The 10,915-nt window shown below is 68.1% G+C and carries 11 protein-coding genes and 1 pseudogene; 2 read left to right on the top strand and 10 right to left on the bottom strand.

Translation table 11 applies throughout. From position 1 onward, the window contains the following. Positions 1–400, bottom strand: a pseudogene (locus tag HV701_RS14185) (NADP-dependent malic enzyme); the annotation flags it as partial. Between the two features lie 141 nt (positions 401–541). Further along, positions 542–1,441: an FAD-binding protein gene (locus HV701_RS14180; protein WP_175133647.1), complete on the bottom strand. Its 900-nt coding sequence runs from the start codon at positions 1,439–1,441 to the stop codon at positions 542–544. A 44-nt stretch (positions 1,442–1,485) separates the two neighbouring features. Here HV701_RS14180 and HV701_RS14175 point away from each other — a divergent pair, with 44 nt between their 5' ends. Further along, on the top strand, positions 1,486–2,646 hold the full coding sequence (locus tag HV701_RS14175) for a pyridoxal phosphate-dependent aminotransferase (protein ID WP_175133646.1): 1,161 nt from the start codon (positions 1,486–1,488) through the stop codon (positions 2,644–2,646). A gap of 75 nt (positions 2,647–2,721) precedes the next feature. On the opposite strand, the gene HV701_RS14170 is transcribed toward HV701_RS14175, so the two are convergent. Continuing rightward, a complete protein-coding gene (locus tag HV701_RS14170) occupies positions 2,722–3,537 on the bottom strand; it encodes a lytic transglycosylase domain-containing protein (protein ID WP_175133645.1) in 816 nt (271 codons plus the stop codon). Between the two features lie 83 nt (positions 3,538–3,620). Between HV701_RS14170 and ubiD the strand changes: the two genes are divergently transcribed. Continuing rightward, positions 3,621–5,165 (top strand): 4-hydroxy-3-polyprenylbenzoate decarboxylase, encoded by a 1,545-nt coding sequence (gene ubiD, locus HV701_RS14165; protein WP_175133644.1) that lies wholly within the window; start codon positions 3,621–3,623, stop codon positions 5,163–5,165. Positions 5,166–5,271: 106 nt separating this feature from the next. Here the strand turns inward: ubiD and HV701_RS14160 are convergent, their stop codons facing one another. From HV701_RS14160 to HV701_RS14130, 7 genes are all read right to left on the bottom strand, one after another. Beyond that, positions 5,272–5,631, bottom strand: coding sequence for a hypothetical protein (locus HV701_RS14160; protein ID WP_175133643.1), 360 nt, complete (start codon positions 5,629–5,631; stop codon positions 5,272–5,274). Beyond that, positions 5,628–6,044 (bottom strand): phage holin family protein, encoded by a 417-nt coding sequence (locus tag HV701_RS14155; RefSeq protein WP_175133642.1) that lies wholly within the window; start codon positions 6,042–6,044, stop codon positions 5,628–5,630. Before HV701_RS14155 ends, HV701_RS14160 begins: the two co-directional genes overlap by 4 nt. A 67-nt stretch (positions 6,045–6,111) precedes the next feature. Further along, complete coding sequence (locus HV701_RS14150; protein ID WP_006390876.1) at positions 6,112–6,429, bottom strand: ElaB/YgaM/YqjD family protein; 318 nt, start codon at positions 6,427–6,429, stop codon at positions 6,112–6,114. Between the two features lie 82 nt (positions 6,430–6,511). After that, positions 6,512–7,183 (bottom strand): hypothetical protein, encoded by a 672-nt coding sequence (locus HV701_RS14145; RefSeq protein ID WP_175133659.1) that lies wholly within the window; start codon positions 7,181–7,183, stop codon positions 6,512–6,514. A 187-nt stretch (positions 7,184–7,370) separates the two neighbouring features. Further along, complete coding sequence (locus HV701_RS14140) at positions 7,371–8,240, bottom strand: ABC transporter ATP-binding protein (protein WP_175133641.1); 870 nt, start codon at positions 8,238–8,240, stop codon at positions 7,371–7,373. A 4-nt stretch (positions 8,241–8,244) separates the two neighbouring features. Next, positions 8,245–9,102 (bottom strand): nitrate ABC transporter permease, encoded by an 858-nt coding sequence (gene ntrB / locus HV701_RS14135; protein WP_175133658.1) that lies wholly within the window; start codon positions 9,100–9,102, stop codon positions 8,245–8,247. A 46-nt stretch (positions 9,103–9,148) separates the two neighbouring features. Continuing rightward, positions 9,149–10,444, bottom strand: coding sequence for a CmpA/NrtA family ABC transporter substrate-binding protein (locus HV701_RS14130; RefSeq protein ID WP_175133640.1), 1,296 nt, complete (start codon positions 10,442–10,444; stop codon positions 9,149–9,151). Positions 10,445–10,915: the final 471 nt, after the last annotated feature.

Genomic DNA, 10,915 nt, shown 5'->3' with positions numbered 1-10,915 from the left:
TGATGCCGCCGAACGTGGCTTCCAGCCCGGCGATGATCTCGACCAGCTTGTCCGGGTCGGTTTCGTTGATCTCGATGTCGAACACGTCCAGGCCGGCGAATTTCTTGAACAACACCGCCTTGCCTTCCATCACCGGCTTGGAGGCCAGCGCGCCGATATTGCCCAGGCCCAGCACCGCGGTGCCGTTGGTGATCACGCCCACCAGGTTGCCGCGCGCGGTGTAGCGGAACACATTGGCCGGGTCCGCCACGATTTCCTCACAGGCCGCCGCCACGCCGGGCGAATAGGCCAGGGCCAGGTCGCGCTGGTTGGTGAGCTGCTTGGTCGGGGTGACCGAGATTTTGCCGGGGCGGCCGTGCTCGTGGTATTCAAGGGCGGCTTTGCGGAGGTTGGCATCCATAGGGGCGGCTACTGGCTAGAGTGAGGATCACGGAAAGGGGGCAATTCTATTCCGATGGCGGACCGGGCGAAACGTTCCCCGGCGCCGCCGGCGGCGCGCGCCCCCGGCCTGGCCACGGGCGCCGCCCATCTTACCCCCGGCTTACAAATTGTCGCCATCCGCGCGTGCCGCCAATTCGGGAAAACGCCCAGAGGGGTCGAACAGGGTCTTGATCCGCGCCTGCAGGGCCAGGGCCTGCCCGGCGGCGGCGGGCGGTTCTCCGGCATCGGTTCCCGGCGCGGCCGCGGCGGTCAGCGTCACCGCCCGCACCCACCCCAGCGTCCCCCCGTGTCCCAGCAGCAGATGCGCCAGGTTCACGCTTGCCGGCGCCCGCGGCGTCAACGCGTCCAGCCGGTAGCGCGCGCGCCAGGCCGCGGCCGAACGGCAAGCGCCGGCCAGTTCACCGCCGGCCAATTGAAACAGCGCAGGCACCAGCCGCTGCACGGTGGCCGACCGCAACGGTTGCACGTCGTCGGCGCCAAAAGGCCCCAACGTTTCCTCCACCCCATCGGCCAGCAGCAGGTCGACCGCCAGCACGCCGGAATCGGCGCAGCCGCCCGCCGGCCACGCAGCGGGTGCCGCCAGCCATTGCGCCAGCGTCATGGCGCCGGGCAACCCCGCGAACTGGGGCAGGCCCGCCTGGACCAAGGCCGCCAGCGGCACGCCCGGCTGGACGCGCCAGCGCGGCGCCGGCCCGGCCAACCGCGCCATGCCCGCCAGGCTGCCAGGGTCGACCCACAGCAATGGCCCGGCGACCGGGGCGAATGGCCCCTGGGCCTCGTCCAGCGCCAGCACCACGCCATACTCGGCGCACAGGGCGCGGGCATGCGCCACATCGTCATCGCGCAGCGGCGTCAGCAGCGCGCGCGGACCCAGCCCCGGCGCCTCGCCGAGATCGCGCGCGGCGCCCTGGCACATCAGCGCCAGCCGCTGCAGGAAAGTCGCCCAGGGCGTCCGGACGGGCCGCCGGCCCAGGAGAAAAGCGCGACGAGATGGCTGCATGACTACAATTCCCTATTCCGCTTCAAGTAGCCTTCGAGATTCAGATGCCCCGCCTTGCCGCCCGCACCCAAGAATTCCTGACCTTCCAGGTGGTTGAATTGTTCAAGCAGGCGCAAGCGCTGCAGGCGGCGGGCAAGGACATCATCAGCCTGGGCATCGGCGAACCGGACTTTACCGCGCCGCCCCAGGTCGTGGAAGCGCTGCAGCGCGCGGCCCGGGCCGGCCACAGCGGCTACAGCGCGCCCGCCGGCCTGATGCCGCTGCGCGAGGCCATTGCCCATTTCTACCATGACCAGTTCGGCGCCACGGTCGACCCCCGGCGCGTCATCGTCACCGCTGGCGCCTCGGGCGCGCTGACCCTGGCCTGCGCGGCCCTGGTCAATCCCGGCGCAGAAGTCCTGATGCCGGACCCCTCGTATCCCGCCAACAGCAACTTCGTGCTGGCCGCGGGCGGGCGGCCGCGCCTGATTCCCAGCTCGGCCGACCAGCGCTTTCAGCTGTCGGCACGGGACGTGGCCCGCCACTGGACCCCCGCCACCCAGGGCGTGCTGGTGGCCTCGCCCAGCAACCCCACCGGAACCTCCATCGACCACGGCGAGCTGGCTCAGTTGCTGGCCGACGTGCGGGCCCGACAGGGTTTCGCCATCGTCGATGAAATCTACCTGGGGCTGTCCTACGAAGGTCAGCCGCGTTCCGCGCTGACCCTGGATGACGACATCATCGTCATCAACAGCTTCTCGAAGTATTTCCACATGACCGGCTGGCGCCTGGGCTGGATGATCGTGCCCGAGGCCATGGTCGCGCCGGTCGAGAAAATAGCCGGCAGCCTGGCCATCTGCGCCCCCACCCTGGCGCAGCACGCCGCCCTGGCCTGCTTCACGCCTGACGCCCTGCGCACCTTCGAGCATCGCCGCGAAGCCTTCAAGCAGCGCCGCGACTACCTGTTGCCCGAATTCGACCGCCTCGGCCTGAAGGTCCCGGTCAAGCCCGATGGCGCCTTCTACATCTACGCGGACATCAGCGGCCTCGGCACCGATAGCGCCAGCTTCTCGCAACGCCTGCTGCTCGAAGCCGGCATCGCCGCCGTCCCCGGCCTGGATTTCGGCCCCGCCCACGGTGACCACACCATGCGCTTCTCCTACGCGACGGGCCTGGACCGCCTGGAAGAAGCCGTGGCCCGCATGGGCAAGCTGCTGGGCGGATAAATCAGGAAAAAGGCCGCTCCAACTGGAGCGGCCCTTATCCGTGTCACTCGGCGAAAGCCTCGATCCAAAGGCAAGTCAGTCCCGCGCCAAGGCGATCCCCGACGCCAGCGCCAGCCGCCGCCGCTCGGCCTGCACCTTGGCGCCATAGCCGTTGTCATCCGGCCCGGTCGAGCCGACATAACACGCCAGGCCGCCATCCACCGACCCGCGCCGGTTGATGCAGTCCCTCAGGATCGTCGCGCCGACCATGATGTTGGCGGTCGGGTCCAGCGGATTCTTGCCCACGGCATCGAATTTATCCTGGTGCACGCTGGTCATCACCTGCATCAGGCCCTGCGCGCCCACATGGCTTTCGGCCAGGGGGTTGTAGCGCGACTCGATGGCGATCACCGCCAGCAACAGCAGCGGATCCAGTTTCTTTTCGCGGCCGACCCGGTACACGGTGTTCAGGAGCGGGCCGGTGGCGTCATAGGCCACCTTGTATTTGCGCGAAATATAGTTGCGCAAGGCTTCGGCCTGCGCGCCGGTGGCGGCCGCGGGCTTCTGGGCCGCGGCGGGCGCGCTGCGGGCAGGCCCGAGCATGCCGGTCGCATTGCTGGACGGCGCGGTGGGTACGGCCATGGCAATCGCCGACGATGTGTCGGCGCCGAATTCGGTCCCGGTCTCGGCATCGATACCGGCCTGCATGGATGAAGGCGCGAGGGCGGTCAACAAGGCTTTGTGCACTTGCAATGCCTGGTCGCGCAAACCAGGCAGGGCAAATCCCATGCTTACCGTCACGATCACCGCGATGCCCAGATAGACGGAGCAGATGCGCAGCGATTCGGCAAGATATTGGTGCACTCCTTGGGCCATGTTCCTGAACAGGCTGGCCACTGACGCATCGGGCATGGAAACCTCCTGCGTTAAAAAAGAGGGAGTCAATGTTAACCTCTCTTTCTCCCCAAAATGTAACCAAATCGCCGGGATCTGTAGTGAAATACCGCGACCTTAGAGACTTCCTCGCCCAACTCGAACGCATGGGCGAGCTCAAACGCATTGCCGCGCCTGTCTCGACGCGCCTGGAAATGACCGAAATTTCCGACCGCGTGCTGCGCGCCGAAGGCCCCGCCCTATTGTTCGAAAAGCCCCTGCACGAGGGCCGGCCGGCCGAGATGCCGGTATTGGCCAACCTGTTCGGCACGCCGTCGCGGGTGGCGCGCGGCATGGGCGCCGACGACGTCAGCGCGCTGCGCGACATCGGCGAGCTGCTGGCCTCGCTGCGCGAGCCCGAGGCGCCCAAGGGTCTGCGCGACGCGCTGGCCAAGGTGTCGATGCTGAAGTCGGCGCTGTGGGACATGAGCCCCAAGACCGTCAAAAGCCCCGCCTGCCAGGAAATCGTCTGGGAAGGCAAGGACGTGGACCTGACGCGCCTGCCGATCCAGACCTGCTGGCCCGGCGACGTGGCGCCGCTGCTGACATGGGGCCTGGTGATCACGCGCGGCCCCAACGCCCGCCGCCAGAACCTGGGCATCTACCGCCAGCAACTGCTGGGCCCGAACAAGCTGATCATGCGCTGGCTGTCGCACCGCGGCGGCGCGCTCGACTTCCGCGACCACGCGCTGGCCCATCCCGGCACACCCTTCCCGGTAGCCGTGGCGCTGGGCGCCGACCCGGCCACCACCCTGGGCGCGGTCACGCCGGTGCCGGACAGCCTGTCCGAATACCAGTTCGCCGGCCTGCTGCGCGGCTCGCGCACCGAGGTGGCGCAGGCGCTGGGCAGCAACCTGTCGGTGCCGGCCTGGGCCGAGATCGTGCTGGAAGGCCACCTGCTGCCGGCGTCCGATCCGCGCGCCATCGCCCCCGTGGTGCCCGACGGCGTCAATCCGCCGCCCGACAGCGGCTACGAGATGGCGCTGGAAGGCCCGTACGGCGATCACACCGGCTACTACAACGAGCAGGACTGGTTCCCGGTGTTCACGGTCGAGCGCATCACCATGCGCCGCAACCCCATCTACCACTCCACCTACACCGGCAAGCCGCCCGACGAGCCCGCCGTGCTCGGCGTGGCGCTCAACGAAGTGTTCGTGCCGCTGCTGCGGCGCCAGCTGCCGGAAATCGTCGATTTCTACCTGCCGCCCGAGGGCTGCAGCTACCGCCTGGCGGTGGTCTCGATCCGCAAGCAGTATGCCGGCCACGCCAAACGCGTCATGTTCGGGCTGTGGAGCATCCTGCGCCAGTTCATGTACACCAAGTTCATCGTGGTCGTCGACGAGGACATCAACCCGCGCGACTGGAAGGAAGTGGTGTGGGCCATGACCACCCGCTTGGATCCGGTGCGCGACACGCTGCTGGTCGAGAACACGCCCATCGACTACCTGGACTTCGCCTCGCCGGTCTCCGGCCTGGGCGGCAAGATGGGCCTGGACGCCACCAACAAGTGGCCGGGCGAGACCCAGCGCGAATGGGGCACGCCCATTGCCATGGATGCGGACGTCAAGAAGCGGGTCGATGACATGTGGGGGCAATTGGGGCTATAGCCCCGATGCGCGGCCTGTCGCCCGGACGGCATTGCGCGCCTCATGAAAAAACCCCGCCGGGATCAAGCCGGCGGGGTTTTCCTTTGACTGGGCATGAAGGGCCGGATTAGCGCCCGTCGTCGCGATCGTCGCGCGAATCGCGCCAGACCTTGAACAATTGCCAGCCCACCAGCGCGCCGCCGGCGATCTTGAGCAGCTTGGACTTGCCGCCGCCCCGCATGAACAGGGCCGACAGAGACGAACTGATGAAGGGATAGCGCCGCGCCAGGCCCAGGGCCTGCATGGCCCAACGCGAGGCGCCGCCCGACGACAGCCCGGGCAGGAAACTCTTGAACAGCGCCGCCGGTTCGAGCTTGCGCGCGGCCGACGCGATGTCCTGCGCCAGCGATTCGCGCTCGATTGCGGCGCGGGCGCGCAGCAGTTCAATGCGCACGGCGCGGTCGACAGCAGGGGATCTTCTCGTCATGATCCGTCCTCCTGGCGCCGCTGCGCGCGGTCATCGTCCTGGGCTTCGCGCACCCGTTCGAGCAATTCGGCGTCACGGCCCAGCTCTTCGAGGGTGGCGGCGAACGGCGGCGGCCCATAGACCAGGCCGTGGCGCACCCCCAGCAGCAGCGCCACCCCCACCACCAGATAGAAAGCCGCCAGCAGGCCCAGCGCCAGGTAGCGGTCTTCGGTCGGCCAGAACGCCACCGCGACCGTGATGGTGAACACCAGCACCGCCAGCGTCAGAAACAGCAAGGCGGCGAACGCCATGCCCAGCAACTTGAGCAGGCGCGCCTTCTCGCCCGCCGCTTCCAGCGCCAGCAGTTCCAGGCGCGTGCGCATCAGCCCGACCAGGCTGGACGCCACGCCAAAGACAGATTTGCGTAGACCCATGGACAAAAGGACACCGGGCGGGAGAGCCGGCCAACAGCCGGCGCCGCCCGCCCGGTGTCCTGCCTGGTCAGCGGCGGCTGATCAGCAAGCCGAGCAGCAGGCCGGTCACGCCTGCGATGCCGATGGCTTGCCAAGGATTGTCGTGCACGTAGTCGTCGGTGGCGCGCGCCGCCTTGCGACCGCGTTCGAGCACCGCGTCCTGCGCTTCATAAAGGGCTTCGCGGGTGCGCTTGAGCGAAGTCATGGCGCGTTCGCGCAATTCGGTCGCCTTGTCGCCCGTGCTGCTGGCCGCTTCGCGCAGCAGGCTTTCGGCATCGTTCAGGCTGGTCTTGACACTGTCGATGAGTTTTTCTTTTGCGACGTCTTCGGATTTTCTCGTTGCCATGTTTTGAGCTCCTGTTTGTGTCTATGACGAAATCATCATACCAGCCGCCCCGCGAGGGTCCAGGCCGGCTTGCTACCGTGTGCTACTTGATTTGCGTAATCTCAACCGCGGACCTCACGCCGCCCTGGTCGATGTCCTGCTTCATCACCAGGTTGACCGCCGGGCAGTACCAATCGGTCACAGTGGTTTTCATGCCGGGAATCGGAATGGTCAACCCCTGGAAGGTGGCCATGGTGGGATCGGAATTGCGCGTATAGGTGATGGGATGGCAGGACTGCCGGCCCAGCGCGGTATTCAGGGCGGCGGCGCGGCCCACGGTCTTGTCGCCGATGCGGACCGTGGTGCTGGGCTGGCCGCCAACCGGCGCTTCCTTGCCTATTTTCAGACGGAACGAGTTGCCCGGCAACTTCTGGCCGGCGCTCAGCTTGCCGTCGTAGGCGAACAGTCCGAGCATGCGCAGGTCGAACTGGCCTTCGGCCGGCCGCGGCGCTTCACCGGCGCTGGCGTACTTGAGGAAAGTGGCCTGGCCGCCCTTGACGGTCATCAGGTAATCGAGCCGGGACTTGCCGGGCGGCAGGCCCGCGTAGCTGAACCGGGCCACCCCCTGCACGCGGGCGCGGCAATTGTCGCCATTGCTTTTTGTAACCTCGGCGAAGGTCAGGTCGGCGCCCAGCGCGATGTTGCCCGAGCCGGTGAGCTGGACCGCCCCGCCGTCGTGCATGAACTGCGCATCGCAGACGCCGGCCTGCGCCATGCCGGCCGCGCCCAGCGCGCCAGCCACAATCACCAGGGATGCCAATTTTCGCAACACCACAAGCCACTCCAGAAATCCAGGACAGGCCGCGCGCCATCGGCGCGAGGCTGGCTTGATACTACACCGGTTGGCAACGCCGGCGCATGACCGAACGTGTCTGGCCGCGAAGCGCCGCGGCCCGCCCCGCCTAAGCGACCGCGCGCGACGCGCCGTCGCCGCGCGCCGGCTGCGCAGGCTCCGGCACGACCGCGAATGCCGCCGGCTGGGTACGCTCCGGATTGCCATGGCGCCGGTGCAGGAAGTCGACCACCGCCGCCCGGCACGACAGATAGCCCGGGTCATTGGCCAGGCGCACCCGGTCGCGCGGCCGCGCCAGCGGCACCGGCAGGATCTCGCCGATGGTGGCGGCCGGCCCGTTGGTGAGCATGACGATACGGTCGGACAGCAGCACCGCTTCGTCCACGTCGTGCGTGACCATGATGGTGGTGGTGCCGGTCTTGGCGACGATCTTGAGCAGTTCGTCCTGCAAATGGGCTCGGGTCAGCGCGTCGAGCGCGCCGAACGGCTCGTCCATCAGCAGCACGCCCGGCTCGATCGCCAGCGCGCGGGCGATGCCAACGCGCTGCTTCATGCCGCCGGAGATCTCGCCGGGCAGCTTGTTCTGCGCCGGCAGCAGGCCCACCAGATCCAGCGCCGCGCGGGTGCGTTCGGCCAGCTGCGCGCGTTTTTCCGCCGCGCCGAAGACCCGCTCCACCGCCAGGTGCACGTTCTGGAAGCAGGTCAGCCAGGGCAACAGCGAATGGTTCTGGAACACCACCGCGCGGTCCGGGCCGGGTCCGGTGATCTCGCGCTCGGCGCACAGCAGCACGCCGCTGGTCGGGCGGGTCAGGCCGGCGATCAGGTTCAGCAGGGTCGACTTGCCGCAGCCGGAATGGCCGATCAGGGTGATGAATTCGCCCTGCGCCACGGTCAGGTCGATGTCGCGCAGCGCGACGAAGGCGCCCTTGCGGGTGGCGAAGGTCTGGCCGACGCGCTCGATGCGTACGAATTTCTTCATGGCGCTACTCCTCGGTGTAGGTAAAGCGGCGGGCCAGCGCGACCAGCAGCGTTTCCAGGATCAGGCCGACGATGCCGATCACGAAAATGGCGATGACGATGTGCTCGACTTTCAGGTTGTTCCACTCGTCCCACAGCCAGAAGCCGATGCCGGTGCCGCCGGTCAGCATCTCGGCCGCGACGATCACCAGCCAGGCGGTGCCGATCGACAGCCGCACGCCGGTCAGCATGTAGGGCAGCACGGCCGGCAGCAGCACCTTGGTGGTGACCTTCCATTCCGACAGGTTCAGCACGCGCGCCACGTTCAGGTAGTCCTGCGGCACGCGCGACACGCCGACCGCGGTGTTGATGATCATGGGCCAGATCGAACAGATGAAGATCGCCCAGATCGCGGCCGGATTGGCGGCCTTGAACAGCAGCAGTCCCAGCGGCAGCCAGGCCAGCGGCGACACCGGCCGCAACAGGCTGACGATGGGCGAGAACATTGCCCGCACCGGCGCGTAGCGGCCGATGGCAAAGCCCACCGGAATGCCCACCAGCGCCGCCAGCCCGAAGCCGATGCCGACGCGCTGCAACGACGCCAGCAGGTTCCAGCCGATGCCCTTGTCGTTGGGGCCGTTGTCGTAGAACGGATCCGAGAACAGTTCCGCCGCTGCCTGCCAGGTCACGCCCGGCGTGGGGATCTCCGGGATGCGCATGGCCACCACCTGCCAGACCAGCACGAACAGCGCGAAACCGGCCAGGGGGCCGACCACGGCGCGCAGCGCGGCTTCCAGCCGCTCGCGCCAGGCCTCGCGCCACGGCGGGGCGGACGTGGCCGCTTGCGGCGCGGCCGGGACAGTGGCGGGCGCGGCCCGCTCCATGCTCGTTACGCTAGACATTGCGTGTCTCTCCTTTGCATCGCGGCGCTCAGGCCTTGACCTTGAAAGCGTCGGCATAGGCCGCCGGGTTGCTGCCATCCCAGGTCACGCCATCGATCAGCGTGGAACTGCGCATCTCGCTGGCCGGCACGGCGATGCCGGCGGCCTGCGCGGCCTGCTTGTACAGATCGATGCGATTGACCTGGCGCGCCGTGGCCAGGTAGTCGGGGTGTTCCTTGAGCAGGCCCCAGCGCTTGTGCTGGGTCAGGAACCACATACCGTCGCTGAGGTAGGGGAAATTGGCCGCGCCGTCGCCCGAGAAGCGCATCGCGTGGGCGTCGTTCCAGCGCTTGCCCAGGCCATCCTCGTACTGCCCCAGCATGCGGTCGACGATGGCGCTGGCGTTGGTGTTGACGTATGACTTGGCGGCGATGGTCTCGGCGGTCTTGCGGCGGTTCTCGGGCGAGGCGTCGATCCACTTGCCCGCTTCCAGGATGGCGGCGGTGACCGCGCGCGCGGTGTTGGGGTTGCGCGCGACGAAATCGGCGCTGGCGCCCAGCACCTTCTCGGGATGGTCGCGCCAGATGGCCTGCGTAGTGACGGCGGTGAAGCCGATCTTGTCCATGATGGCGCGCGCGCCCCAGGGCTCGCCGACGCAGTAGCCGTCCATGTTGCCGACGCGCATGTTCGCCACCATCTGCGGCGGCGGCACGGTGATGACCTTGGCATCATTCATCGGATCGATACCGTACGCGGCCAGCCAGTAGTACAGCCACATCGCGTGCGTGCCGGTGGGAAAGGTCTGGGCAAAGGTGTATTCGCGCTTCTCGGACGCCATCAGCCTGGCGAGCGACTCGCCATCGCGGGCGCCAGCCTGCAACAGCTTGTCCGACAGGGTGATGGCCTGGCCGTTCTGGCTCAGGCTCATCAGCACCGCCATGTCCTTGCGGGGTCCGCCGATGCCCAGCTGCACGCCGTAGATCAGGCCGTACAGCACGTGCGCCATCGCCAGTTCACCGTTCAGGAGCTTGTCGCGCACGGCCGCCCACGAAGCCTCCTTGGACGGCGTGATGGTCACGCCATGCTTCTTGTCGATGCCGAGTACCGAGGCCATCACCACCGAAGCGCAGTCGGTCAACGGAATGAAGCCGATTTTCACCTCGGTCTGCTCGGGCGCGTCGCTGCCGGCGGCCCAGGCGCCGGCGCGCACCAGCGGGTCGACCAGCGACAGCAGGCTGGCGCCGGCCACGGCGCGGGCCGTGCCGGCGAGCCAGCGGCGCCGCCCGCTATCGGCGCCCGGTTGGGCGCTGGCGTCGGTGGAGAAACGGGATTTCACGAGCGTCATACGGGGGCTCCTGGCAAAAAAAAACGTCCCGCACGCCTCGCGGGCACCCCCGTCGGCGTTGCGGAACGTCGTTGTTCCCTGCCGCGGATCGCGGCGCTTGGCATGGGCCGCCGCATGCGGCCGGCCCACCAGCCATCAAGCAATCGCCATGCCAGGCTGTCGCCCTCCGCCTCGCCGTGACCCGCAAACCCGCGCCAATGCTGGCGCTGCGCGCACTGACGGGGAATCCGCGCGCCGCCGAGGGCCGCGCGCGCCCCCCCGGCGGCGACCCATCTTGGTGCGCATTCCCATACGGCACCGCACCAACCCTGTGCGGTCGGTGACGCCCGGGCAGGCAGCCCGCGGGCGCGCCGCCCCGGGCATGGAATTTGCATGGGAAACGCGGAGCCCGCGCCCTGGCGCCGGTTCCGCCAAATAAGTTATGGCTATATGGATTCAAGAAATCGGAAGTTGTGGGGATGAGACCCGGTC

The organism is Achromobacter pulmonis (genome assembly GCF_902859765.1).
Taxonomy (GTDB): Bacteria; Pseudomonadota; Gammaproteobacteria; order Burkholderiales; family Burkholderiaceae_B; genus Achromobacter; species Achromobacter pulmonis.
Note: the sequence above shows the minus strand (reverse complement) of the source record. Positions and strands in the feature narration are given on the sequence as shown.

What these genes read in the sequence shown, in the direction of transcription:
- HV701_RS14180 (WP_175133647.1), bottom strand. Translation starts at nt 1,441, where the DNA reads ATGCAGCCATCTCGTCGCGCTTTTCTCCTGGGCCGGCGGCCCGTCCGG.
- HV701_RS14175 (WP_175133646.1), top strand. Translation starts at nt 1,486, where the DNA reads ATGCCCCGCCTTGCCGCCCGCACCCAAGAATTCCTGACCTTCCAGGTG.
- HV701_RS14170 (WP_175133645.1), bottom strand. Translation starts at nt 3,537, where the DNA reads ATGCCCGATGCGTCAGTGGCCAGCCTGTTCAGGAACATGGCCCAAGGA.
- HV701_RS14160 (WP_175133643.1), bottom strand. Translation starts at nt 5,631, where the DNA reads ATGACGAGAAGATCCCCTGCTGTCGACCGCGCCGTGCGCATTGAACTG.
- HV701_RS14155 (WP_175133642.1), bottom strand. Translation starts at nt 6,044, where the DNA reads ATGGGTCTACGCAAATCTGTCTTTGGCGTGGCGTCCAGCCTGGTCGGG.
- HV701_RS14150 (WP_006390876.1), bottom strand. Translation starts at nt 6,429, where the DNA reads ATGGCAACGAGAAAATCCGAAGACGTCGCAAAAGAAAAACTCATCGAC.
- HV701_RS14145 (WP_175133659.1), bottom strand. Translation starts at nt 7,183, where the DNA reads ATGGCGCAGGCCGGCGTCTGCGATGCGCAGTTCATGCACGACGGCGGG.
- HV701_RS14140 (WP_175133641.1), bottom strand. Translation starts at nt 8,240, where the DNA reads ATGAAGAAATTCGTACGCATCGAGCGCGTCGGCCAGACCTTCGCCACC.
- ntrB (WP_175133658.1), bottom strand. Translation starts at nt 9,102, where the DNA reads ATGGAGCGGGCCGCGCCCGCCACTGTCCCGGCCGCGCCGCAAGCGGCC.
- HV701_RS14130 (WP_175133640.1), bottom strand. Translation starts at nt 10,444, where the DNA reads ATGACGCTCGTGAAATCCCGTTTCTCCACCGACGCCAGCGCCCAACCG.